We start from the raw sequence: 23,995 nt of genomic DNA, 5'->3' as shown, positions 1-23,995 counted from the left end.
GTTACTTCTCCAATTCTCTGTGTTTTACACGAACCTTATGCCCTTTAGTGCTGTAACGGTTGGCAAGGCTTTCTGCAATGTACACCGAACGGTGTTGGCCGCCAGTACAACCGATAGCAATAGTCAGATAGCTACGGTTGCTGCGTTCAAAGTACGGCAACCAGGTGTCGATGAACGTACCCACCTGCTGAATGAACTTCGTAACCAACGGCTGTTCTTGCAGATAGTTGATTACCGGTTGGTCTAGCCCCGTAAGTGCCTTTAGTTCCGGTTCCCAATGAGGGTTTGGCAGTATGCGTGCGTCTAGCACCGTGTCGGCGTTTGCTGGCGCACCATGTTTAAAGCCAAAAGAGAGAAACGTCAGAATCAGTTGTCCGTCTTTATGGCCTAACACATGCTCGCGAACCATTTCGCTAAGTTCGTGAACACTCAACTTACTCGAGTCGATGTGCCAAGTGGTTCTAGAAACTAATGGTTCTAGCAGTTTGTGCTCCAACGCAATGGCGTCGGGTAGCGAGCTTTCTTGTTTCGAAAGCGGGTGCATACGGCGCGTTTCGCCGTAGCGGCGCAAGAGCACTTCGTCAGAAGAGTCGATAAAGAGGAATTCTGCTTCTATTTTACCCGGAAGAAAGTCGAGCGCGTCGGCTAGTTCGTCTTCGTCTTTGGGTAGGTTTCTAACGTCTACACTAACGGCTACCGATTCATAATCGTTTACACAATGGATAAGTGCAGGAAGCAGTTGTAAGGGCAGGTTGTCGACACAGTAAAAACCTAAGTCTTCGAGAACGCGTAACGCAATAGTTTTACCTGAGCCAGACCGGCCGCTTACAATAATTAGTTGCATTTTTCTTTGTCATCCGTGAATAAGTTATAGAGATCTAGGTCTTCCGAGGCCGCTCTCAACTTCCTGCAACATTCACGGCTATTTAACCGCTGTGCAACTACAGAAAGCGTTTGTAAATGTTTCTCTGGTTCATTTTCGGGTACTAATAAGGCAAAAATAATGTCAACCGGTTGGTTGTCTATCGCTTCAAACTCAATGGGTGCGTCTAAAGTAATAAGCACCGCGACAGGGTGGCTGGCGTTACTCAGGCGGCCATGGGGAATAGCGATACCCAGACCAATACCTGTACTTCCAAGCCTCTCCCTTTGCAACAAGCTTTCAAAAACGTCGTCGCGTGAGACTCCACCTAGTTTGGGCGCCACCATTTGGCTGATGGTTTCCAAAACTTTCTTTTTGCTGAGTTCCGGAACTGCACATTTCGTGCAGTCCGGAGTAAGAATTTCCCGAAGGTCCATAACTACCTAGTGCTGTTTAAGCTTTTCTTTGTGTTTAATAACTTGACGGTCGAGTTTGTCGATTAAACCATCAATGGCTGCGTACATGTCGGTGTGTTCAGATGTGGCGAACACCTCACCCCCATTCAGGTGCACAGTAGCTTCGGCTTTTTGGTTGAGTTTTTCAACATTGAGTATGACGTGCACGTTGTTGATATGGTCAAAATGTCGCTCGAGTTTCGCGAATTTAGTATCGACGTAGTCGCGTAAGGCTTCAGTAATTTCAATGTGATGACCGGTGAGGTTAATTTGCATAATACGTCTTCCTTCTGTTGCCGTTTATAAAAGGCTTTTTCGTTGATTGGAAGGGGGAATATTCATAGCTTCCCGATACTTCGCAATCGTCCGCCGTGCTACTTTGATACCCTGATCAGCCATGAGTTCAGCAATTTTACTGTCGCTCAATGGTTTTTCAGAGCGTTCCGCTGCAATAAGTTTGCGTATAAACGCACGAATCGCAGTTGATGAACACTCGCCGCCGTCTTCCGTGCCGACATGGCTTGAAAAGAAATACTTCAATTCAAATATGCCGCGCGGCGTGTGCATAAACTTCTGCGTTGTAACTCGTGAAACCGTAGATTCATGCATGTCGATGCTTTCTGCTACATCGTTAAGAACCATGGGTTTCATGGCCTCTTCACCATATTCAAAGAATGCCTGTTGTCGTTGCACAATACAATTGGTTACTTTCAAAAGCGTTTCGTTTCGGCTCTCTAAACTTTTGATAAACCAGCGCGCTTCTTGCACATGGTTTTTAATGTATTGGCTGTCTTCGGAGTTGCGCGCGCTTTTAGAAAGGGCCGCATATTCCTCGTTTACTCTTATTTTAGGCAAAGCATCTGGATTTAGCTCAACAATCCAGCGATTTTTGTGTTTTCTTACAGAAACATCGGGAATGACATATTCAGATTCACGCTGAGTGAAGTTCTCACCAGGCCTTGGTTGTAAGGTGTGAATGAGCCGAATCACCTCTTTCAATTCAGGTTCTTTTAGGCGTGTTTTACGAGCCAGTGTGCGGTAGTCGCGGTTGGCTAGCAGCTGTAAATGCTCAGAAACCACTGTTTTTGCTTCATTTAACCAAGGCGTTTCAGGCGCTAACTGATTAAGCTGCAAACACATACATTCGCCCACGTCACGTGCAGCTACACCGATAGGGTCGAAGTATTGAATGCGCTTCAGTACCACGCAAACTTCGTCCATTTCTGTTTCGGGGAACTCTTTTTGCACTGCCGCAAGGATGTCTTCTAAGTCTTGTTGCAAGTAGCCGTTTTCGTCGATGCCGTCGATGATCATTTCACCGATACGCTCGTCAAGTTCCGTGAAGTGAGACAACCGCATTTGCCACAGCAAGTAGTCTTGCAATGATTCGCTCGTTTCACCTTGATAAACGTAGTCGTCTTCGCTCGCTACACCAGAGCCTGTGCCTTTCGAGATCGGAGCACTCTCTGCCGACCAGGTGTCTTCCCAAGTTGAGTCGGTGGGCAAGTCGTTCGGCATGTCTTCATTGGCCATCGCTTGGTCGGTGTCCATTGCGCTGGTGTCTTCTGAAGACGTGTTTGATTCTTGTGGAGTGTCGCCCTCGAACTCTTCTGCGGTTTCAAGCAGAGGGTTACTGTCGAGTGCGTCTTGAATTTCCTGTTGTAAGTCTAGCGAGGACAGCTGAAGTAGACGAATCGCCTGCTGCAGCTGAGGCGTCATCGTGAGTTGTTGGCCAATTTTTAACTGCAGACTTTGCTTCATATACGAATACAGCTCATTATTTTTTTAATCTCTACTTATATGATTGCGCTTTTGCGGCGAATTACAAGGAGAATTGTTCGCCTAAGTATACGTCTTTTACTTTTTGATTCGCTAAAACTTGCTGCGCGGTTCCTGTTGCTATCATTTGCCCTTGGCTCACAATGTAAGCTTGCTCGCACACAGACAAGGTTTCTCGTACGTTGTGGTCGGTAATCAGTACCCCAATACCACGTTGTTTGAGTTGCTGAATTATTTTCTTAATGTCGATAACCGAAATAGGGTCTACGCCGGCAAAAGGCTCGTCGAGTAGAATAAACTTCGGGTCTGCGGCTAGCGCGCGAGCAATTTCTACACGACGTCTTTCACCGCCGGAAAGTGCCATTCCTAAATTATTAATAATGTGGCCAATGCTGAATTCACTTACCAAGCTGTCAAGCTTGTCTTCTCGTTGTGCTGGAGTGAGGTCTTTACGGGTTTCGAGAATAGCCATGATATTGTCGCGAACCGACAACTTTCGGAATACAGATGCTTCTTGAGGTAAATAACCAATACCTTCACGGGCTCTTTCGTGCATCGGCTTTAACGTAATGTCTTCGTTGTTTAGCGTTATTTTCCCTTTGTCGTTGGGCACTAAACCGACAATCATGTAGAACGTTGTTGTTTTACCCGCACCATTTGGGCCTAACAAACCTACAACTTGGCCTGCGTCTACGGTAAGAGAAACGTCGCTTACTACCGTGCGACCTTTATAAGCTTTTGCTAGGTTTTCCGCTTTAAGTTGCACCGTCATTAATTATTATTCCCAGAATTTTCTTCTGTTGAGTCGTCGCTTTCACGCGGTTGGAAAGTGGTTTGCACGCGTTGGCTTTCGTCTCGCTCTGCACTAACCTGCTGCGAGCCAATATTATAAGTAATGGTGGCCGCTTTTAGTTGGTTACCGCTTTGGAAAAGTTCTGCGTTACCGGTAAGGGTAAGGGTACGAAGCGTGGCGTCGTAAATAATTTCGTTGGCGCTCGCAGTTACAATAATGCCCGGTGCAATTTCTTGGCTATACGTTGCTGGCGTACCGACGGCGACAAACTTTTCAGCAGGGGCTTCTTCGTTACTAAAACCCTGCACTTCAAGTCGGTCTGCAAGAATAGTTAGCGAGCCTTGTTTAATTTCCACATGGCCTTCGGCAACATAAATATTTTCACGTAGATCGAGCGACTCGCGGTCGGAGCTGACATGCACAGGCTGTCGGAAGTCTTCTTCCAACTGACTGCTTTGCGCACTCGCCGGTGTAGCGAGTAAGTTAGTCGCGAGTAATAGCGCTAGGGTAGTAAATGCTTTCCACATGCTCGATTAATTCCAATTGCTGACTTTCTAAGTCTACACGAAAACCTATTCCCTTGATGTTAATTTGTGGCCCCGTAATCTGTACCGGCTCGGAGCTTGTCATTTCTCGTTTAGGGATGTCAATTTGTAATGCTTGGGTTTCAATATTTTGAATGTAACCCATTTGTGACAGGTTACTGATTTGTACTGAATTCATGAGCTCTAGTCGTTCGTCGTCGAGGAATTCACCAAGCTCTGCAGATATTTGCCAGAGGTTGCCCGTGGACGCCGACAATTCGCGTAAATAACTCGTGTAAATGGGCTGAATTAGCTCTGTGCGGTTCTGTTGAATGTAATGCGACATTTCTTGCGCTTGAATACGATGAGACAGTCGGCCTGTTTGGTCGTAAATTCTCGTTTCTAAGTTTTCTGCAATGAAGTCCGGTACTAATTGCTCAGAAGCCTGTGACTCTTCTTCAATAACTTGCTCACGCTGAGGCTGCCATAAAAGGAATATCGCCACTATGGATATAGCGAGAATAAGAAGAATCGTTCTTAAATTCACGTACTCGACTCCACCACTTGGCTGAGTTTACCTTGCGCCAATAATATAAGATCAGCTATTTCGCGAACGGCACCGAAACCGCCGCGTTGAATGGTGACATAGTCTGCAGCAAGCTGAACAGAAGGGTGTGCGTCGAATACCGCTACACCTAAGCCACAACTTTTAATAAGCTCGAGATCTGGAGTGTCGTCGCCAATGTAACCGGTTTGTTCCGGAGTCAGATTAAGCGTTTTACATACCGAGTCGTAACTTGCTTGTTTATTCTCTTGTCCTTGGAAAATATATGGAACGCCTAGGGCTGTCATGCGGGTTTCGACGATCTTTGATTTCCGACCAGTAATCACGGCGACTTCCACTCCAGCACTACGTAATGCTTTCACGCCTAAGCCGTCGCGTGTGTGAAAAGCTTTAAGCTCCTCCCCGTCGTTACCCATGTAAATACGACCGTCGGAAAACACGCCGTCGATGTCACACACCAGCAGTTTAATTTTTTGCAGGCGATCGAATAGCTCTTCGGTAATTTCGCCATACCAAGTACTAATCATTAAATTACTCCTGCTTGTAGCATGTCTTGCATATTAAATGCGCCCACTGGACGATGTTCTTCGTCAACTACAATAAGACCATTAATTTTCCGCGACTCCATAAGCTGCAATGCTTCAGCAGCTAGTAAGTTTTGCTTCACGGTGACGCAGCCTTGAGTCATCACTTCTTTAATAGAGGTTTTATGCACGTCTACGCGCTGGTCCAAAATACGACGCAAATCGCCGTCGGTAAACAATCCGGATAGTTTCTGGTTTGCGTCGACCACTGTGGTCATGCCTAGGCCCTTTCTAGACATTTCCAATAAAGCCTCGGAAATGATGGCTGTTTCTGGCACCACAGGAACACGCTCGCCTGCATGCATAAGGTCGTTGACGTGAAGTAACAATCGTTTGCCTAAACTTCCGCCCGGATGAGACAGGGCGAAGTCGTCGGCAGTAAAGCCGCGAGCACGCAACAAGCTTACGGCTAGGGCGTCGCCCATAACCAAGGTTGCTGTGGTGCTTGCCGTAGGTGCTAAACCCAACGGACATGCCTCTTCTTTTACCGCAACTTTAATGTGCACGTCTGCTAGTGTAGCCAGTGTCGAGTCTGGTCGACCGGTCATGGCTATCATGGGTACATTCAAGCGCTTCAAGACCGGTATGATACTGACTAACTCGCCGGTTTCGCCGGAGTTTGAGATAGCGAGCACCACGTCTTGCTTGGTGATCATGCCGAGGTCGCCGTGGCTTGCTTCGCCTGGGTGCACGAAAAATGCTGGGGTTCCTGTACTCGCTAAAGTAGCGGCTATTTTGCCGCCGATATGACCTGACTTACCCATGCCCGTTACGACAACACGCCCTTGGCAGTGCATCATCAGTTCGCATGCTGCGGTGAACTTTTCGTCTAAGCTTCCGTATAACTCGTCGATGGCCGCACGTTCGATATCGAGTACGTTTCGCGCTTGAGAAAGGTAATCAGTATTCGCCATATCGTTTCCTAAGAAAGTTCCACTTACTTGTTCGGCTAATTTTGAGCCCTGAGTATATCACTGCGGAGCAGGATTGCAGACCTATATCCTTTACTTTTAGCCAAGTTACTATTACTATACCAACCAGACGGTAAACACAAGTTTAAGGATTTGTAATATGCAGCAAGACACGATTATTAAGCCCGTAAGAGCCAGAGGCGGTCGACCTAGTAAACGCGACATGATTTTAGAAAGCGCAGAAGAGCTTGTGCATTCAAAAGGTGCCGCACACCTTACGTTCGACGCACTTACTGAAATCACGGGTATCAGTAAAGGTGGGTTGCTTTACCACTTCGAAAGTAAAGACGCTTTAATCAGTGCCATGCTAGAGCGCTATGTTGAGCAAAGAATGAAGCTTAAAGCTGAAATTCAAGGTGAAGCAACAGGAGTTGATGCTGAAATTAATGCCATGATTCGCGCGGAATTAGCGCACAACAAACGTGGTAAGCTTGGTGTCGACAGTGCTATTTTGGCGGCAGTAGCAAGTAACCCCGAACTTACAGAGATTGTGCAGCCGCGCCAACAAGAGCTGTTTAGATTACTTGACCAGTGTGGCGTAGGTCCTATTCAGGCACGCGTTGCTTGGTACGCTGTTATAGGACACCGTTTGGCACGCCAATTTGGTATGAACCATGGCGAAGAAGATAACGACGAGGCGCTGACTCGATATTTGTTGAAGTTAATTACGCCGGAGTCTTAATCGACCGTTATTCAAACTTGTCGTTGCGCAACATTTTATTACTGGATACGCAATGACACCGCAGGGTATTGTTCGCTATACTTTGCGCTCTTTAAAAAGGACAGTAGAGGCATTGTGGAGAATCTTGTAGAAGTTAAAGACGTGTTCTTCAGTCGGGGCGAAACTCCGATATATGAAGGTGTGTCTTTACGCATCCCTCGAGGTAAAGTGACCGGCGTTATGGGTCCAAGCGGCTGTGGTAAAACGACACTGCTCAGGCTTATCGGTGGTCAGCTAAAAGCGCACGCAGGCGAAGTAGAGTTTGCAGGACAAAATGTTGCGCAGTTAGGTCGTTCAGACCTATACGAAGCCCGCAAAAGAATGAGCATGCTGTTTCAAAGCGGCGCGTTATTTTCAGACCTTACCGTATTCGAAAATGTGGCTTTCCCATTGCGTGAGCACACGCAGTTAAGCGACAACATTATTCGCACGATCGTAAAAATGAAACTTCAGTCGGTAGGCCTGCGCGGTGCAGGGCATTTGTATCCGTCTGAATTGTCTGGTGGTATGGCACGAAGAGCGGCGTTAGCGCGGTCAATTGCGCTGGATCCGGAACTGATCATGTACGACGAACCCTTTGCCGGACAAGATCCAATTTCTATGGGAATGCTGGTGAAGCTGATTAAGTCTTTAAATGAAACGCTAGGCTTAACCAGTATTGTGGTTTCGCACGATATTCATGAAGTTATGTCGATAGCTGATCACTTGGTGATTTTTGCCAACAAGCAGGTTATTGCAGAGGGTTCACCGGAAGAATTAAGAAACCATGACTCGGAACTTGTGCAGCAGTTTTTAACAGGCGCTGCCGACGGTCCTGTACCTTTCCACTACAAGTCGAACCCTTACCATGAAGACTTGTTGGGAGGTGCGCAATGATTAATGCATTGGTGAAACTTGGCAGAAATACTCTGTCGGTATTAGCAGGCGTTGGTTCTGCTTCTATCATGCTGTTTCAATCTATTGTGGGTAAACCGCAACCGCTGAAAATGTTCCCACTGCTCATTCGCCAACTTTATGTGGTGGGTGTGCAGTCGATGCTTATTATTCTAATTTCAGGATTGTTTATAGGCATGGTGCTCGGTTTGCAGGGCTACACCATTTTGGTGGACTTCGGTGCGGAACAAGCTCTAGGTCCTATGGTTTCGTTGTCGTTACTGCGTGAGTTAGGCCCTGTGGTTACAGCATTGCTTTTCGCAGGTCGAGCAGGCTCTGCTTTAACGGCGGAAATTGGGTTAATGAAAGCGACAGAACAGTTGTCGAGTTTGGAAATGATGGCAGTTGACCCATTACGTCGTGTGGTAGCTCCGCGTTTTTGGGCTGGCTTTATAAGTATGCCGTTACTGGCTTTAATGTTCAGCGCAATAGGTATCTATGGCGGATTTATAGTGGGCGTGCAGTGGCTAGGTGTCGACGACGGTGCTTTCTGGTCGGTAATGCAAGCTAACGTAGAATGGGGCCAAGATATTTTGAATGGCTTTATCAAAAGCTTGGTTTTTGCGCTCGTGGTGACATGGATTGCCTTGTACAAGGGTTATACCGCAGAGCCTACGTCGCCGGGTATTAGTGCCGCAACCACACAAACGGTAGTGTACAGTTCGCTAGCCGTGCTTGGATTAGACTTTGTATTAACTGCAATTATGTTTAGTTAATGCATTTTGTAACGAATTAGAAAATTGAGATTAGGTGAAATATGACCACACGCACAATGGAATTATTAGTAGGTGTTTTCGTTGCAGCGGCAATTGCAGCATTGGTGTTTTTAGCACTGCAAGTTGCAAATAACTCCGACGCGACCCGAGGTGAAACTTACACGCTAGTGGCTAAGTTCGACAATATTGGTGGCTTAAAAGTGCGCTCGCCAGTTAAGGTTGGCGGTGTTGTAGTAGGACGAGTGTCGAGCATTCAATTAACGGGTGAATATTACGAGCCTATCGTAGAGATGCAAATAAGCACTCAGTACGACGCATTTCCTGAAACCAGTACTGCGTCTATTCTGACTTCTGGTTTGTTAGGCGAGCAATATGTAGGTTTAGAGCCAGGTTTCATCGACGACTTTGTGATGATGCTTGAAGATGGTGATGAAGTTCCGAACACGAACTCGGCCATTGTATTGGAAAACCTGATCGGCCAGTTCCTATTCAGTCAAGGTGAAGAAGGCTAATGAGTGAGTTACAGGTTCATTCGTTGTCGGCTGGCGTTAAGTTTCAGGGTACTCTGAATCGTAATACCGTACCTAAGGTATGGCGCGAGCGGAAAACGTGGATGACAACAGACAAAACGTTTACCGCCGATCTAGAAAATATAGACAGCGTAGACTCTGCGGGGCTCGCCATGCTTATTCAGCTTAAGTCTGAGCTGGAGCAAAATAAGCAAGAGCTGACGTTGCAGGGGGCGAACGAGCAACTTAAGGCATTCGCTGAAATGAGCGGTGTAACTGAATTGCTCGGGCTGAATGACTAAGCGCACATAGACGCGAAGAAAGGTATAAAAATGGAAACACAGGACATCGAGAAAATTTTACTTGAAGCATTGGAGCTAGACGAAGTTCATGTGAAGAGTGACGGTTCGCATTATCAAGTTATCGCGGTAAGTGACAAATTTGCTGAACTAAGTCGTGTAAAACAACAGCAAATGATTTACGGGCCATTGAACGATAAGATTGCTGATGGCAGTATTCACGCATTAACCATTAAAGCGATGACGCCCGACACGTGGAAACGTGACAAAGGCCTATACCTCTAGAGAAACAAACACTCCATGGAAAAATTTATAATTGAAGGCGGTACGCGCTTAGAAGGCGAAGTTACCATTTCGGGCGCAAAAAATGCGGCACTTCCCATTTTATTAGCGTCACTTCTAGCCGACGAGCCGGTAGTTATTCATAACGTTCCTCGCCTTCAAGATGTGGTGACTTCATTAGCATTGCTAGAGAAGCTAGGTATTCCTACTGACCGTGTTGAGCAAGCTAGTTACAAAATTGACCCTTCATCGAAGCATGGACATATCGCACCGTATGAATTGGTGAAAACCATGCGCGCATCGGTTTTAGTTCTAGGCCCGCTGTTAGCGAAATGCCATGAAGCCGAGGTTAGTTTGCCGGGTGGTTGTGCTATTGGCGCACGCCCTGTGAATTTGCATATTGAAGGTTTGCGCCAAATGGGCGGGGAGATCGTGGTTGAAGAGGGTTACATAAAAGCCAAAGCACCACATGGTTTGAAAGGTGCGCTTATTCTGATGGATATGGTAAGTGTAACCGGCACAGAAAACTTGATGGCTGCAGCAACGCTTGCTGAAGGCGAAACCATTATTGAGAACGCTGCACGTGAGCCAGAAGTGGTCGACCTTGCAAACTTCTTGAATGCGTTAGGCGCTCAAATTACCGGTGCAGGCACAGACACCATTCGTATTCAGGGTGTTAAGCGTTTGCACGGCGGCGAATATAGCGTACTACCTGATCGTATCGAAACAGGCACGTTTTTGGTGGCTGCATTAGCAACACAAGGTTTTGTGAAATGTAACCACGCAGATCCAAAGCAGTTGGACGCAGTGTTGAAAAAGTTGAACGAAGCTGGCGCTGAAATTGAGAGAACAGAAAACAGTATTACTTTAAAAAGTGTTGCCGCACCGCGGTCGGTAAATATTGTGACCGCGCCGCATCCTGCTTTCCCTACTGACATGCAAGCGCAATTCACCGCGCTCAATGCTATTGCCGAGGGAACTGGCTGGGTTCGTGAAACCATTTTTGAAAACCGGTTTATGCACGTTCCTGAGTTAAAGCGCATGGGTGCCGATATCGACTTGGAAGGTAACACTGCAATTTGCCGAGGCGCAGCCCGTTTAAGTGGTGCGCAGGTGATGTGTACAGATTTACGCGCTTCTGCTTCGTTGGTTATTGCGGGTATGGTGGCTGAAGGTAAAACCGAGGTCGAGCGTATTTACCATATCGACCGCGGTTATGAACGTATCGAAGCTAAACTGTCAGCATTGGGCGCTAACATTCAACGCGTGCAAATGTAGTTAGCCGCGCGTGTCTAGGCGTTGAATCGTCACTTCGGTTTGCATTTCTTCTTCATTTCGAATGAAGTCTATTTGTAAGGTCGTACCCGGGCGTGTTTGGGCAACAATGTCCAGCGCCTGGTTAACACTGTGAATCATCACTTCATCAATATGCGTAATCACGTCACCTTGTCTTAGCCCGCCGATTTCCGCAGGGCTATTCGGCGTAACGCCGTCGACAGTAATTCCACTTTGGTTAAGTCCGGTAATGTCTTGGCCTGCGTCTATGCCCAGATATCCTCGGGTGACTACGCCTTCACCGATAATTTGATTCATAATTTCTTCAGCTTGGCGTGCCTCAACTGAGAAGTGAATGCCTGTTGCGCCTTGCTCTGCCATAAAACGAGCACTGTTAATACCTACTAATTCACCGCGGCTGTTGACCAGCGCACCGCCTGAATTGCCGTCACTAATGGCAGCGTCCATTTGAATAAACTCTGCATATCCACTTTGTTCCGGACTTCTCCCAGCTACAGGAATATTCACTGAACCTGCCGCTGAGATAATACCTTGAGTCACCGCTTGTCCAATATTAAATGGGTTACCGATGGCTAGAACCACGTCGCCAACGCGTGGACGATATTCACTATTTCTCGGAATAACCGGTAGATTGTCTGCGTCTATGCGAAGCACGGCTAGGTCTGTAAATTGATCAATTCCTACGAGATCGGCAGACAAAAAGCGTCCGTCTTGAAGAGCAACATGGATATGGTCGACCGATGCAACTACGTGAAGTGCGGTAAGAATATAGCCTCGTGCATCCATGATAACGCCAGAGCCCAAGCGCACAGAAGATGTGGTTCTTCCTGGTGCGCGCCGATCGGCATATGCTCTTTCGGTATAAATATTCACTACCGCTGGCGCAGCAACTTCGACCGCTTCCGCATAAGACATTAATGCGCTTGGTGCTACGCGCTGTGGTTCTGAATCGCTGTTTTGCAAAATAGGCAAAATGAGCAACACCAGAGCGGCAACAATAAAGCCCAGCAAAGCCGGTTTTATAATGTATTGAGTCAATGGTGATTTGCGATTCAAAGGCATGTTCGTGTCGGTTAGAAACTTATGTTCGGAATGTTAGCACCGATTCCATCGTGTCGGTAGTCGTGAATAAAAAATGGGGTCAGAGCACTTTTTGCTCTGACCCCAAAGTGCTCTGACCCCATTTGGGGTTAGTTGGGGAGTAGTAGGTAAAGCTGGCTGTTGCCGCGAATTATAGTAAGCGCGGTAACGCCTTTGCTGTTGTCTATACCTTCTTGTAGGGCACTCATGGTATTTACTGGCTGACGATTCACGGCTGCAATAATGTCACCCGTGGTTAAACCGATGCGTTCAGCCGGTGAGTTCGGTGTAACTTCGCGTACTTCAATGCCACGACCTTCTTCAGAAAAGGTCGCACCCTGAAGTGCTGGGTGTGATAGTTGAGTAACTGGCGCTGCTGAGCCTTGTTGCAACTCTACATCGATAGACAGTGTTTCGCCGTCACGTAAAATACCCAGCTCAACTTCTGTTCCTGCGCCGGCACTACCGATTTTAGCGGCAAGCTCTCCAAATGACTGAATTGGCGCATCGTTCATACTGACGATGACATCTCCGGCTTGTATACCTGCTTCATCTGCAGCACCACCTTCAACCACTTCGCTTACCCAAGCGCCACGTGAAATGTTGATGTCGAGCGCTTCTGCAAGTTCTTGGTTCAGGTTTCTACCGCGTACACCAAGTACACCGCGTCGTACTTCGCCAAATTCTACAATTTGGTCCACGAGGTTCTTCATCATGTTGGAAGGAATAGCGAAACCGATACCAATATTACCCGCAGCACCAAGAATGGCCGTGTTGATGCCAATGAGGTTGCCTTCTAGGTCGACCAATGCACCACCTGAGTTACCACGGTTAATAGCAGCGTCGGTTTGAATGAAGTTCTGTAGCTGGTCGTTACCAATACCCGAGCGGCCGAGTGCTGAAATTATGCCTGAAGTAACGGTTTGACCGAGTCCGAATGGGTTTCCGATAGCTACCGCAAAGTCGCCCACGCGTAGCTCGTCGGAGTCACCGATTTCAATTTCAGTTAAGTCTTCTGGGTCTGCTAATTGAAGTAACGCGATATCAGAGTCAGGGTCTGTACCCAGTACCGTAGCTTCGAAGGTACGGCCGTCTTTAAGTGTTACGACAATTTCGGTTGCACCGTCGACGACATGGTTGTTGGTCACAACGTAGCCTTCGTCTGCGTCAATAATTACGCCCGAACCTAAACCTTGGAAGGGCTCTTCGCGAACTTGCTCTTGTGGACCACGTTGTCCGAAGAAGTAGCGGAATGCCTCTGGAATTCGCTGACGTGTAACGCGACGACCTTCCACTGAAATGTTCACTACAGCGGGGGTTACGTCCTCTAGCATAGGTGCTAGCGTCGGTGTTTCATTAGAACGGAAAAATGGAATTTGTGCTGTTGCAGGCAAGCTTAGCGCTGCAAAACTAAGCACAGCAATAGAAAACCAAGCGAAGTACTTTTTCATTGATTTATTACTCCTAAGTCCATCAACTAAAAACGTATGCGGTACAGACGCAATGTACTAATGACCTATAAGAAGCAAAATAAGTTCTGAAAAAAGTATTTCAAGGTGTAAATAAAAAAGCCCTGCGTATATAGGCAGGGCTTCTGAATATCGATCATTATGAACGCTAGGCGTTAGGCTTTGTTTTCTGACTCTTGTTTCTCAGTTTCAGCAGCTTTAAATAACCCGCTACCTGGCTCTGAGTAATCGCGAGGAGGTAAAGACGCGTCTCCGTCTCGGTCTCTGCGATCAGGGTCTAAAATACTTGCCTGGCGCAATTGCTTCATGGTGTCTTCTGAGAAGAATGGCAAAGGTTGTTGCCACTCCTTGTCGCTTTGCAACAATTGCTCGCTGTCACCTAAGAACTTGCTTAGTTTGCCTTGAACGTCGGCAACCTGCTCAGAAAGTTGTCTTGCCGTTGCAATGTGATCAACCACGTCGCGCTTGTACGCTTCAAACTGCTGTTTGCTGTCGTCTAACTGCGCTTGCAAGTCGGCTTGGTCACTGTGCTGCATAATCCAGTAACGCGCTGCAAAGAAGCCAATCACCGCGCCGAGTAAAACTAAAATAATTCCGACCAGCCATCCCATGTTCAATCTCCTTGCCACCGATAGGTTGTCGATTACATTAATGGTATCATTTATTTTAAATCGAAGTCGTCAGATGTGAGAGTATTTTTATGGTAGACCATACACCTTGGTCTTTGTATCAACATGATCTTGCCGAAAATGGTTTCCAACATGATGAAGCCCAAGAGCAGGCGGTAAAACATCTTCAGCGTTTGTTTGACGAACTTGTTGCTTTCGAAAAGGAGCATACAACGTCTTTACGCTCGCCCATACGCGCACTAAAGAAAATATTCACTAAAGAGGAAGCTACCCACAATATTCAGGGGCTCTACTTTTGGGGTGGCGTAGGAAGAGGCAAAACCTATTTAGTGGATACTTTCTACAACGCCTTGCCGTTTGAGAATAAATGGCGTGTTCACTTTCACCGTTTTATGTACAGAGTTCATCAAGAGCTTGAGAAGTTGAAAGGGCAGTCGGACCCGCTAGACAAAATTGCTGCTGCATTCGCCAAAGAGGTGCGTGTTATTTGTTTCGATGAGTTCTTTGTACAAGACATCGCCGATGCAATGATATTGGCAACCTTGTTGAAAGGTCTATTTAAGCGCGGTGTGGTGCTTGTAGCAACATCTAATATTGTGCCTGACGAGCTCTATCGCAATGGGCTCCAACGCGCCAGGTTTGTGCCAGCGATTGAACTTATCAACCAACACTGTGAAGTAGTGAACGTAGACAGCGGTGTCGATTACCGTTTGCGCACATTAGAGAAAGCTGAAATCTACCATTCGCCACTCGACGAAGACGCGGACAAAAACTTAGTGCGCTACTTCCATGAACTAGCTCCTGACCACCAAGCGCATGCTGAAAACACGCATATTGTAATAAACGGGAGAAATATTCAGGCACGAATGGAATCGGACGACGTGGTTCTGTTTTCGTTTAAAGACATTTGCGAAACAGCACGTAGCCAAAACGACTACATTGAAATAGCTCGGATATACCATGCGGTGCTTATTAGCGACGTGAAAATCATGAATGCCGATACCGACGACACAGCACGCCGGTTTATTGCGCTCGTTGACGAATTCTATGAGCGCAAAGTAAAGCTGATTATGTCGGGCGAGACAGATTTAGAGCATATCTATGCGGGTGGCAAGTTAACGTTCGAGTTTAAGCGTTGTTTAAGCCGCTTATTAGAAATGCAGTCGCGTGAATATTTGGGGTACGCACACAAAGCATAAACACGCTTATTTAATGCGCAAAACGCTTTGATCTAGCCATTGAATTTCTGTATACTCCGCGCTGCCCACGTTACTTCCCCTGCGTTTTTCCCAACGCGGTTGGTGCTAAGCACCTTAGGGAACTAAGCGGCATTCTCGCGGGGAAGCTCGGAGAAGCCACGGCTAACTAATTGAATTCTGGGTATTTAAAATGAAAACCTTTGTTGCAAAACCGGAAAGTGTAACACGCGACTGGTATGTTGTTGACGCTGCGGGTAAAACCCTTGGTCGTTTAGCAACTGAAATCGCAAGTCGTTTACGTGGTAAACATAAAGCTATTTATACGCCACACGTTGACACTGGTGACTACATTATCGTAATCAATGCTGAGCAGATCGCTGTGACTGGTAACAAGGCACAGGACAAAATGTATCACGCTCACAGTGGTTACCCAGGTGGTTTGAAGTCAATCAGCTTTGAAAAACTTCAAGCGAAAAAACCTGAAATGATCATTGAAGCTGCTGTAAAAGGAATGTTACCTCGTGGACCTCTAGGTCGCGAAATGTTCCGCAAGCTTAAAGTATATGCGGGCAGTGAGCATAAGCATGCCGCACAGCAACCTAAAACCCTAGAAATTTAACGGAGCAGATGACTATGGCAGATACTCAATACTACGGTACAGGTCGTCGCAAAAGCTCTACAGCGCGGGTTTTCCTGCGCGCGGGTAGCGGTGCGATCAAGATCAACAACCGAACTTTAGAAGAATACTTCGGTCGTGAAACAGCGCGTATGGTTGTTCGTCAACCTCTAGAGTTGTTGGAAATGGCTGATAAATTCGATTTGCACATCACTGTAACTGGCGGTGGTACTACTGGCCAAGCAGGTGCAATTCGTCACGGTATCACGCGTGCGTTGATGCAATATGACGAAGCTCTACGTGGTGACTTACGTCGTGCGGGTTATGTAACTCGTGACGCGCGTCAAGTTGAGCGTAAGAAAATCGGTCTTCACAAAGCGCGTAAGCGCCCACAATTCTCGAAGCGTTAATTTTTCAACGCCAAAGAATTTTTCAAAAACCCGGCCTTGTGCCGGGTTTTTTGTGTTTTGGTGTTCGTTTCGGGGGTTAATTACCTTGTAAAAGCAAGGGCTTTTCTTTATGATCGTGTGGCATTTTTTTGTCGCGAGTATTAGGTACTTGTGCTGCGGTAATAGCCGCACAGCGTCCAAAATTGGAGAAAGATGGATGAGCAATGCGCCTGTAGATAAAGGCCGCCGCCGTTTCTTAACTGTTGGAACCTCAGTAGTAGGTGCTATCGGTGCAGTCGGTGCAGCCGTTCCTTTTATAGCTTCGTGGAACCCGAGCGCTAAAGCGCGAATTGCGGGTGCGCCAGTTGAAGTGAAAATAGATAAAGTTGAGCCAGGTCAGCTAGTACGTGCTGAATGGCGTGGTAGCCCTGTATGGGTTGTGCGCCGTACGCCGGAAATGTTGGCGAGCTTAGATACTACGAACGATCAAGTTCGTGACCCGCAATCAGAAAAGCCACAGCAGCCTGAATATGCGCAAAACCAACACCGTTCAAGAAACCCAGAGTGGTTTATTGCGGTTGGTATTTGTACGCACCTAGGTTGTTCACCTACGTTTATGCCGGAGAACTTTGCTACAGCAGACGGCGTAGAATCAGGTTTCTTCTGTCCGTGTCACGGTTCTAGGTTTGATATCGCGGGGCGTGTATTCAAAAGCGTTCCAGCGCCAAGCAACCTAGTTATACCACCGCATTACTTCATTGACGATGCAACGGTACTGATTGGTGAAGATGGAGGTAATGCGTAATGAAAGCATTGATTGAATGGATCGATAAGCGCATTCCAATGACCAACACCATGCGCTTGCATGTGACTCAGTATCCTGCTCCGAAGAACTTTAACTTCTGGTACTTAATGGGCTCATTGGCTCTAGTCGTGCTTGTTAACCAAATCGTTACTGGTATTTGGTTAACTATGAACTACACGCCAAGTGCTGAAGATGCGTTCCGCTCTGTTGAATACATTATGCGTGACGTAGAGTACGGTTGGTTGCTGCGTTATATGCACTCCACAGGTGCTTCTGCATTCTTTGTGGTTGTATACTTACACATGATGCGCGGTCTAATGTACGGTTCTTACCAGAAGCCACGCGAATTGCTGTGGGTTTTCGGCATGCTTATCTTCCTCGTGTTGATGGCTGAAGCGTTCATGGGTTACATCCTACCTTGGGGACAAATGTCTTACTGGGGAGCCCAGGTTATTATTTCCTTGTTTGGTGCTATTCCTTATGTGGGTGACGCACTAACCACTTGGATACGTGGTGACTACGTTATTTCTGGCGCTACGCTAAACCGTTTCTTCGCATTGCATGTTATTGCGTTGCCGTTGGTACTGGTTATTCTTGTATTCTTACACCTTATTGCACTTCACGAAGTGGGTTCGAATAACCCAGACGGCGTTGAAGTTAAGCGTAAGAAAGGAAGTATTCCTAAAGAAGAACAGTCGAAGTTTGAATTCCACGAACGTTACACAAGTAAATACGACATCGTCGACTCAATTCCTTTCCACCCGTATTACACGGTGAAAGACTTAGTTGGCCTTGCTGGATTCTTAATCCTGTTTGCTGCGGTAATCTTCTTCGCGCCAACGATGGGCGGCTACTTCCTAGAGCCACCTAACTTTGAAATTGCGAACCCAATGAAGACTCCAGAGCATATTGCTCCGGTATGGTACTTCACGCCGTTCTACGCAATTTTGCGCGCAGTACCGATTAAGCTACTGGGTGTAATTTTGATGTTCGCGTCAATTGTGTTCTTGTTCCTTATTCCTTGGATCGACCGCGCTAAAGTACGCTCTACGCGCTACCGTAGCGGTTTCCACAAGGCGAACCTGACACAGTTTGTGATTAGCTTTATTGTGCTTGGTTATTTGGGTGTTCAGCCTGCAGAAGGTATCTACGTACTATTAGCGCAGATCTTTACCTTCTTATACTTTGCGTTCTTTGTGTTCCTTTGGTTCTACAGTAAGAACGAAAAAACCAAGCCACTTCCAGAGAGGTTGACGAAATGATGAAAAGATTTCTTCTAGCTCTGGCGTTCATTATGCCGTCTGCGGTTTTCGCAGCCGGCTATAGTGGGCCACTAGACAAAGCTGAGATTGACTTAACGGACAATGCTTCGTTACAGCGTGGCGCACAAATTTTCATGAACTACTGCATGGGTTGTCACAACGCTCAGTACCAGCGTTACCAAAGAACGTTTAACGACATTGGTATTCCGCTAGAGTTGGGTGAAGAGTACATGCAGTTTACGGGCGAAGCTGTGGGCGACCACATGTATTCAGCTATCGACACTGAAGCCGCGGGTGAGTGGTTCGGTATTGCGCCTCCAGACCTTACAATGGTTGCGCGTGTTCGTGGTGCTGATTGGTTGTACACCTTTTTCCGGAGCTTCTACGTTGACCAGGCTCGTCCTTTTGGCGTGAATAATGAAGTGTTCTCAAACGTAGGTATGCCGTGGGTTCTTGAAGAACTACAAGGCACGCCACGTAAAACTTGGGAACGCCGCATGGTTGACGGTGAAATGAAAGACGTTTACGTAGGTATTCGTTCAGACGGCAACGGCCGACTAAGCTCAGAAGAGTTTGACCAAGCAATGTTAGATCTAACTAACTTCTTGGTATACATGGGTGAACCAATGCAACTTGAGCGTAAACGTTTAGGTTACTTCGTCATTGGCTTCCTTATTGTATTGCTACTGTGGACTATCTTCCTGAAGAAAGAATATTGGCGAGATATCAAGTAGTAACGTGCTTTCCAATGTACGTATAAGAATACGGGGGCGTTTATCGCCCCCTTTGCTGTTTGCATAGAATGGAGAAAAACATGGCTGCATCTGCCAACAAACGTTCGGTTATGACTTTATATTCAGGTCGTGACGATTTATTCAGCCATCAGGCCCGTATTGTGCTTGCCGAAAAAGGCGTAACTTACGAAATCAACTTCGTAGAAAGCGACAACGTGCCAGAAGACTTAACGCAATTAAATCCATACCCAGACAATGTACCTACTTTGGTTGACCGCGACTTAGTTCTTTATAACGCGCGTATCATTGTTGAGTATCTAGATGAGCGTTTCCCGCATCCTCCACTTATGCCAGTATACCCTGTTAGCCGCGGTACTAGCCGTTTAACAATGTATCGCATTGAGCGCGACTGGTATGCGCTCACAGACGTGATTTTGAAAGGTGGTAAGAAAGCAGAACAAGCGCGCCAAGAGCTTAAAGAAAGCCTTTTAGCGTTAGCTCCTGCATTTGCTGACCAGCCTTACTTTATGAGTGAAGAATTCACTTTAGTAGACTGCTACCTAGCTCCATTATTGTGGAGACTTCCTATGTACGGCATCGAACTAACGGGTGCGGGTGCGAAAGAAGTTAAAGGTTACATGCTACGTGTATTTGAACGTCAGTCGTTCCAAGACTCACTGACCGAAGCCGAGCGCGAGCTTGGTAAAGCATAAGTAAGTTATGAATATGACACCAAAACGTCCGTATCTAGTCCGTGCCCTATATGAGTGGTTGTTAGACAATCAAATGACCCCGCATATTGTAATTGACGCGAATTGGCCGGGTGCCGAAGTGCCACAAGAGTTCGTTCAGGACGGTCAAATCGTTCTGAACGTACATCCAGAAGCAACAACTGCTTTTGAAATGGGCGATTTCGACGTGCGCTTCCAAGCACGTTTTGGTGGTGTTCCTCGTAAAGTTGTCGCGCCTTATGGTTCTTTGCTAGCCATATATGCGCGCGAGAACGGTGCAGGTTCAATATTTGAGCCAGAACAAGCCTATGACGACCCTGAAGCACAGTATCCGGAGAGTGGACGAGACGTAGAGCTCGCGCCTGTTCCTGATGATGCAGGAGAGAGCAAATTGGGGCAAGGCAAGTCAGAATCAGATGATGGCGACGGAGATGAACCAACGCCACCCCCTCGCGGTAAGCCAACTCTAAAAGTGATTAAATAACTAGTTAGTTGTTTCTCTAAATAGTACGTCGACAACTCGGGTTACGCCTCGAACGTTTCGAGCTACCTCGACTGCGTGCGCTGCTGTAGGTTCGTCAACCAACCCTAGTAGATACACTTCATTGTTTTCAGTTACTACTTTGATGCCTGCGGTGTCGTATTCAGGTGCTCTGAGTAATAACGTTTTAACCTTTGTAGTAATCCAAGTATCTTGAGAGCGATCTGCCAGCGATGAAATCTCGCCAACGGTCAATTGATTAAAAACGTTCATGGCTTCGTTACTGTCACGAACCAATTGTTCGGCTTGTCGTTTCATACTCTCAGAAGCAACTTGGCCTACCAATAACACATCGCCATTGAATGGAACAATTCGAATGCGTTGCTCTGCTAGTGTCTCGTTACTATTCACTAAGCTGCTTAACCGTAGGCGCATACCAGAGTCTTCGATTTGTGTACCTACATCGCGTGTATCTAGTACGACTGAAGTGGTAGCAACAGCGCCGCCAACAACCACCGCCGCACAACCTGATAGTAGCGCTAAAAATGTGAGTGCCAGAGCGAGCCTAAAAATATTCATACTACATACCCCCGAATATTTGATTTTCAATCAGGTCACAAAAGGTTTGGCTTAAGAAGAGCTGTTGTTCGACAATTCTAGCGCGCGAGTTTGAAGGTATTCTTACTTCTACGTCGTTCGGACCGAGTAAGCCTGTTATTTCTCCTGCGTCTTCACCCGTAATGGTAATAATCTGCATGTCTCTGGACACTGCAGCTGTCATGGCTTGGTGTAGGCTTTCACTTTGCTTTTGTGAAACAAACACCACTAGCACATCACGTTCTTGCCCAAGTGCACTCACTTGTCTAGAAAAGCATTCCTGATTGACGGAGTCCCGGGCTTGGCTGACAAGGTGAATGGCTGGGAAAGGAGGGCGCTCAAGTTCAGAGCCATGCACGAGTAGCTCTGCAAAATGTGCCGCGACAAACTGACTACTATCGTCGCCACAGCTAAATACACGGTTGCCATTCAAAAGAGCGGCAACAAGTTTAGAGGTTGCTGACTCGATTATGTCGCCTAAGCTATCTGCGGTCGCAACTTGAGTTTGAATACTGTCATTAAAAAGCGTTTGAATTGTTTCTTGGCTCATTCAAAAAGCGTCCTGTAACCATTCAATTTCAAAGGGTTTGCCTGTAACACCAACAAAGTCGAAGCGACACCGTGTGTCGTGTTCATTTATCTGATGTTGATATAAAAATAACCTTGCTGTTCTTCTTATTCTGGCACGTTGTTCGGTCGTTAAAATCTCTTTTACGTCTCTAAAGTGGTTATTTGCTCGATATTTAACTTCGACAAACACCCAGTAATCACGGTGCCTCATAATAAGGTCAATTTCACCGTCATTTACTTTAAAGTTTCGTGTAACGAGTTCTAGTTTATGTTGTTCTAAGAATTCTAACGCGATGGTTTCGTTATTATCGCCGACCTGCTTCGTTGACATAACCTATAGGCTCCATTTGAATTGTACTTCCTTCAAACGTAGCCCAAGATAATCGACGTACCACTGTGTTGTTTTCTATCCGTAATCGACCAGTTAATCCGTTGTATTCATAACCGTGAATAAGGCGCATTAAATTAAAGCGTGGCGCCAAACGAATACTGTCGTAACCCATTGCTGTAAGCCGTTGTTGGTTTCGGTCCCAACCATTTAAGAGTCCCACCATTTCTTGGTGAAGATCGGCTTGCTCGTGGTTTGGTAATAGCCACGGTGCATCTGAGAACAGTACACCATCAAGGTCGGCTTCGCCTTCGGTAACAGCTTCGCGGTTCACGGTAGAGTTAGCGTATACCGGAATGCGGTTGGCAAACGCACTGATGCTTACGTCGATAAATGGTTTAAGTAATCTTGCTTGAGTCGCATCGCCAAGTAGGTAAATAGCGTCGATGTCCTGGCGACTACGAAATTCCATTTCAATGTCTTCACCACTAAATTGGCTTTCAAGATATGCTTGGCGATCTTCACTAGCTTGCACGCCCATAGACTGCCTGACCACGTCACGCATTTCATTACTGGTGCTGTAAAAGTGCGCGTCGACTGACTCGCGTGGGTGGTTATCACTCCAAAAGTCGGTAAATAGTTCAGCAAGCTGCTGACCTCTGTTGTTGTTTGGTCCAAGCAATAAAATGTTGCGATGACCATTTAAGTTCATTGCATACGCTGCTGCTTGCGTTTCTGCGGAGAGGTCTAGTGCGAAATATGCTGTATTGTCGAGTTGAATATCGTCTGGCGCATGGTTCAAAGTGAGCTGTGACCACTGACGATCTTCAATTCCTGCAACGCGCTGTACAGCTGGGCGATCTAAAGGCCCAATGACAACTTGTGCGTCGAATAATTCTAGCTGCTCTGCGATTTCGTCACGATTAAATTGGCTAGTATCAATAAATCGAACGTCGACCTGACCACGCTGAGAGAGGGCAGCTAGCATACCGTATCTAACAGCTTCGCCCTGTGCCGCGTACTGGCCTGAAAGTGGTAGTAAAACTGCTACTCGTTGAGCCAGGGTACTCAAACTTGGGTTACCTAGAATGTCAGCCGCGATGCGCGTCGCTTGATGGTCTGGGTAGTTTGTCTGCCAGCTTTCGATAGCGAAACTCATGTTCTCTAAGCGATCTAGGGCTCGCGTGAGTGTTTTCATGAACTCGAACCAGCCACGTTCAATATCGTTTCGGGCTCTCACATCTTCGCGCCATACGTCGACTGGTACTTTGCGTAAATGATTCCAAATGTCTTGTGTGAGGTCATTACCCTCTGTAGCTTCTTGTAACGCTATAAGCTGGGTAGCTGCAGAGAAATGCGCTTCTTTTGCTGCCGCCAGCTGATAATTGATTTGCATGCCCTGTAATTGATCTTCGATGTCACTTAATCGTGGAACAAGGTCTGTCATCATGCTTTCGGCAGATTCCCAGTCTTCAATCGCCACGAAAAAACGTGCACGCTGTAGTCGGTACTTTTGAAGTTCTTCTGGTCGTAACAAGCGCGGAGTCATTTGGGTGAGAATCGCGCCGGCATGATGATGGCGGTTTTCGTTTAGGAATTCAGTCGCACTCATGAGCAGGTTAGACTGGGCTTCGTAGGCAGACGTAGTTTCTTGCGCCATTTCTAGCCACTCTTCTGCCGTAGGAGGAATAACTTCTACAGGTTCGGGTTCAACCGTTACAGGAGTAACTGTTTCAACAGGTTCAGGCGTGCTTCCGCAACCTGTAAGTATTAAAATAGCGATGCACGTAAACAGCTTCTTTGGCACAATGCAATT

The 23,995-nt window shown here is 46.8% G+C and carries 31 protein-coding genes; 15 read left to right on the top strand and 16 right to left on the bottom strand.

Annotated features, from left to right (window positions below; translation table 11 throughout):
- Window position 1: 1 nt before the first annotated feature.
- From rapZ to EYQ95_RS07240, 9 genes are all read right to left on the bottom strand, one after another.
- Window positions 2–844 carry an RNase adapter RapZ gene (rapZ, locus tag EYQ95_RS07280; protein ID WP_111915233.1) on the bottom strand — a complete coding sequence of 281 codons (843 nt, stop codon included), beginning with the start codon at window positions 842–844 and terminating at the stop codon, window positions 2–4.
- The gene (gene ptsN, locus EYQ95_RS07275) at window positions 835–1,299 is read right to left on the bottom strand and encodes a PTS IIA-like nitrogen regulatory protein PtsN (protein ID WP_111915232.1); all 465 of its coding nucleotides are present in this window, start codon (window positions 1,297–1,299) and stop codon (window positions 835–837) included. The genes rapZ and ptsN overlap by 10 nt, the downstream gene beginning before the upstream one ends.
- Before the next feature lie 6 nt (window positions 1,300–1,305).
- Entirely contained in the window at window positions 1,306–1,593 is a 288-nt protein-coding gene (gene hpf, locus EYQ95_RS07270; protein ID WP_111915231.1) for a ribosome hibernation promoting factor, read from the bottom strand.
- 24 nt (window positions 1,594–1,617) lie between these two features.
- Window positions 1,618–3,078 (bottom strand): RNA polymerase factor sigma-54, encoded by a 1,461-nt coding sequence (locus EYQ95_RS07265; protein ID WP_111915230.1) that lies wholly within the window; start codon window positions 3,076–3,078, stop codon window positions 1,618–1,620.
- Between the two features lie 61 nt (window positions 3,079–3,139).
- Entirely contained in the window at window positions 3,140–3,868 is a 729-nt protein-coding gene (gene lptB / locus EYQ95_RS07260; protein WP_207801094.1) for an LPS export ABC transporter ATP-binding protein, read from the bottom strand.
- Entirely contained in the window at window positions 3,868–4,416 is a 549-nt protein-coding gene (lptA, locus tag EYQ95_RS07255; RefSeq protein WP_111915229.1) for a lipopolysaccharide transport periplasmic protein LptA, read from the bottom strand. Before lptA ends, lptB begins: the two co-directional genes overlap by 1 nt.
- Entirely contained in the window at window positions 4,373–4,960 is a 588-nt protein-coding gene (gene lptC, locus EYQ95_RS07250) for an LPS export ABC transporter periplasmic protein LptC (protein ID WP_111915228.1), read from the bottom strand. Before lptC ends, lptA begins: the two co-directional genes overlap by 44 nt.
- Window positions 4,957–5,505, bottom strand: a complete 549-nt coding sequence (gene kdsC / locus EYQ95_RS07245; protein WP_111915227.1) for a 3-deoxy-manno-octulosonate-8-phosphatase KdsC — start codon at window positions 5,503–5,505, stop codon at window positions 4,957–4,959. The genes lptC and kdsC overlap by 4 nt, the downstream gene beginning before the upstream one ends.
- Window positions 5,505–6,476, bottom strand: coding sequence for a KpsF/GutQ family sugar-phosphate isomerase (locus tag EYQ95_RS07240; protein ID WP_111915226.1), 972 nt, complete (start codon window positions 6,474–6,476; stop codon window positions 5,505–5,507). The genes kdsC and EYQ95_RS07240 overlap by 1 nt, the downstream gene beginning before the upstream one ends.
- 157 nt (window positions 6,477–6,633) lie before the next feature.
- Here EYQ95_RS07240 and EYQ95_RS07235 point away from each other — a divergent pair, with 157 nt between their 5' ends.
- From EYQ95_RS07235 to murA, 7 genes are all read left to right on the top strand, one after another.
- On the top strand, window positions 6,634–7,215 hold the full coding sequence (locus tag EYQ95_RS07235) for a TetR/AcrR family transcriptional regulator (RefSeq protein ID WP_111915225.1): 582 nt from the start codon (window positions 6,634–6,636) through the stop codon (window positions 7,213–7,215).
- A gap of 114 nt (window positions 7,216–7,329) precedes the next feature.
- Window positions 7,330–8,130, top strand: coding sequence for an ATP-binding cassette domain-containing protein (locus EYQ95_RS07230; protein WP_243699872.1), 801 nt, complete (start codon window positions 7,330–7,332; stop codon window positions 8,128–8,130).
- On the top strand, window positions 8,127–8,903 hold the full coding sequence (mlaE, locus tag EYQ95_RS07225; RefSeq protein ID WP_111915223.1) for a lipid asymmetry maintenance ABC transporter permease subunit MlaE: 777 nt from the start codon (window positions 8,127–8,129) through the stop codon (window positions 8,901–8,903). The genes EYQ95_RS07230 and mlaE overlap by 4 nt, the downstream gene beginning before the upstream one ends.
- A gap of 41 nt (window positions 8,904–8,944) precedes the next feature.
- Window positions 8,945–9,415 carry an outer membrane lipid asymmetry maintenance protein MlaD gene (gene mlaD, locus EYQ95_RS07220; protein ID WP_111915222.1) on the top strand — a complete coding sequence of 157 codons (471 nt, stop codon included), beginning with the start codon at window positions 8,945–8,947 and terminating at the stop codon, window positions 9,413–9,415.
- Window positions 9,415–9,714 carry a lipid asymmetry maintenance protein MlaB gene (locus EYQ95_RS07215; RefSeq protein WP_111915221.1) on the top strand — a complete coding sequence of 100 codons (300 nt, stop codon included), beginning with the start codon at window positions 9,415–9,417 and terminating at the stop codon, window positions 9,712–9,714. Before mlaD ends, EYQ95_RS07215 begins: the two co-directional genes overlap by 1 nt.
- A gap of 30 nt (window positions 9,715–9,744) precedes the next feature.
- Window positions 9,745–9,996 (top strand): BolA family protein, encoded by a 252-nt coding sequence (locus EYQ95_RS07210; protein WP_111915220.1) that lies wholly within the window; start codon window positions 9,745–9,747, stop codon window positions 9,994–9,996.
- A gap of 15 nt (window positions 9,997–10,011) precedes the next feature.
- Window positions 10,012–11,271: a UDP-N-acetylglucosamine 1-carboxyvinyltransferase gene (murA, locus tag EYQ95_RS07205; protein WP_111915219.1), complete on the top strand. Its 1,260-nt coding sequence runs from the start codon at window positions 10,012–10,014 to the stop codon at window positions 11,269–11,271.
- Here the strand turns inward: murA and EYQ95_RS07200 are convergent, their stop codons facing one another.
- From EYQ95_RS07200 to EYQ95_RS07190, 3 genes are all read right to left on the bottom strand, one after another.
- Window positions 11,272–12,351 carry a trypsin-like peptidase domain-containing protein gene (locus EYQ95_RS07200; RefSeq protein ID WP_111915218.1) on the bottom strand — a complete coding sequence of 360 codons (1,080 nt, stop codon included), beginning with the start codon at window positions 12,349–12,351 and terminating at the stop codon, window positions 11,272–11,274. It lies immediately after the preceding gene.
- Between the two features lie 128 nt (window positions 12,352–12,479).
- Window positions 12,480–13,820, bottom strand: a complete 1,341-nt coding sequence (locus EYQ95_RS07195; RefSeq protein ID WP_111915217.1) for a Do family serine endopeptidase — start codon at window positions 13,818–13,820, stop codon at window positions 12,480–12,482.
- Window positions 13,821–13,993: 173 nt separating this feature from the next.
- The gene (locus tag EYQ95_RS07190; protein WP_111915216.1) at window positions 13,994–14,449 is read right to left on the bottom strand and encodes a YhcB family protein; all 456 of its coding nucleotides are present in this window, start codon (window positions 14,447–14,449) and stop codon (window positions 13,994–13,996) included.
- Window positions 14,450–14,538: 89 nt separating this feature from the next.
- Here EYQ95_RS07190 and zapE point away from each other — a divergent pair, with 89 nt between their 5' ends.
- The 8 genes from zapE to EYQ95_RS07150 all read left to right on the top strand — a co-directional run bounded on the left by zapE (window position 14,539) and on the right by EYQ95_RS07150 (window position 20,687).
- Entirely contained in the window at window positions 14,539–15,666 is a 1,128-nt protein-coding gene (zapE, locus tag EYQ95_RS07185; RefSeq protein WP_111915215.1) for a cell division protein ZapE, read from the top strand.
- 190 nt (window positions 15,667–15,856) lie between these two features.
- Entirely contained in the window at window positions 15,857–16,285 is a 429-nt protein-coding gene (rplM, locus tag EYQ95_RS07180; protein ID WP_111915214.1) for a 50S ribosomal protein L13, read from the top strand.
- A gap of 14 nt (window positions 16,286–16,299) precedes the next feature.
- Complete coding sequence (rpsI, locus tag EYQ95_RS07175) at window positions 16,300–16,692, top strand: 30S ribosomal protein S9 (RefSeq protein WP_111915213.1); 393 nt, start codon at window positions 16,300–16,302, stop codon at window positions 16,690–16,692.
- Window positions 16,693–16,888: 196 nt separating this feature from the next.
- Window positions 16,889–17,476: a ubiquinol-cytochrome c reductase iron-sulfur subunit gene (gene petA, locus EYQ95_RS07170; protein WP_111915212.1), complete on the top strand. Its 588-nt coding sequence runs from the start codon at window positions 16,889–16,891 to the stop codon at window positions 17,474–17,476.
- Window positions 17,476–18,738 carry a cytochrome bc complex cytochrome b subunit gene (locus EYQ95_RS07165; RefSeq protein ID WP_111915211.1) on the top strand — a complete coding sequence of 421 codons (1,263 nt, stop codon included), beginning with the start codon at window positions 17,476–17,478 and terminating at the stop codon, window positions 18,736–18,738. Before petA ends, EYQ95_RS07165 begins: the two co-directional genes overlap by 1 nt.
- 32 nt (window positions 18,739–18,770) lie before the next feature.
- Window positions 18,771–19,472 (top strand): cytochrome c1, encoded by a 702-nt coding sequence (locus EYQ95_RS07160; protein WP_207916258.1) that lies wholly within the window; start codon window positions 18,771–18,773, stop codon window positions 19,470–19,472.
- A gap of 80 nt (window positions 19,473–19,552) precedes the next feature.
- Window positions 19,553–20,185 (top strand): stringent starvation protein SspA, encoded by a 633-nt coding sequence (sspA, locus tag EYQ95_RS07155; protein WP_111915210.1) that lies wholly within the window; start codon window positions 19,553–19,555, stop codon window positions 20,183–20,185.
- A 7-nt stretch (window positions 20,186–20,192) separates the two neighbouring features.
- Complete coding sequence (locus EYQ95_RS07150) at window positions 20,193–20,687, top strand: ClpXP protease specificity-enhancing factor (RefSeq protein WP_111915209.1); 495 nt, start codon at window positions 20,193–20,195, stop codon at window positions 20,685–20,687.
- Here the strand turns inward: EYQ95_RS07150 and EYQ95_RS07145 are convergent, their stop codons facing one another.
- The 4 genes from EYQ95_RS07145 to EYQ95_RS07130 are packed head-to-tail and all read right to left on the bottom strand — an operon-like array spanning window position 20,688 to window position 23,986.
- Window positions 20,688–21,263, bottom strand: coding sequence for a BON domain-containing protein (locus tag EYQ95_RS07145; RefSeq protein WP_111915208.1), 576 nt, complete (start codon window positions 21,261–21,263; stop codon window positions 20,688–20,690). It abuts the gene before it with no gap.
- A gap of 1 nt (window position 21,264) precedes the next feature.
- Window positions 21,265–21,831, bottom strand: coding sequence for an SIS domain-containing protein (locus tag EYQ95_RS07140; RefSeq protein ID WP_111915207.1), 567 nt, complete (start codon window positions 21,829–21,831; stop codon window positions 21,265–21,267).
- Window positions 21,832–22,182 (bottom strand): YraN family protein, encoded by a 351-nt coding sequence (locus tag EYQ95_RS07135; RefSeq protein WP_111915206.1) that lies wholly within the window; start codon window positions 22,180–22,182, stop codon window positions 21,832–21,834.
- Window positions 22,157–23,986: a penicillin-binding protein activator gene (locus EYQ95_RS07130; RefSeq protein WP_165924694.1), complete on the bottom strand. Its 1,830-nt coding sequence runs from the start codon at window positions 23,984–23,986 to the stop codon at window positions 22,157–22,159. The genes EYQ95_RS07135 and EYQ95_RS07130 overlap by 26 nt, the downstream gene beginning before the upstream one ends.
- Window positions 23,987–23,995: the final 9 nt, after the last annotated feature.

The sequence above is a fragment of the Lysobacter sp. N42 genome (assembly GCF_004344885.1).
The sequence above is the reverse complement of the archived record's forward strand: the minus strand, read 5'-3'. Positions and strand labels throughout refer to the sequence as shown.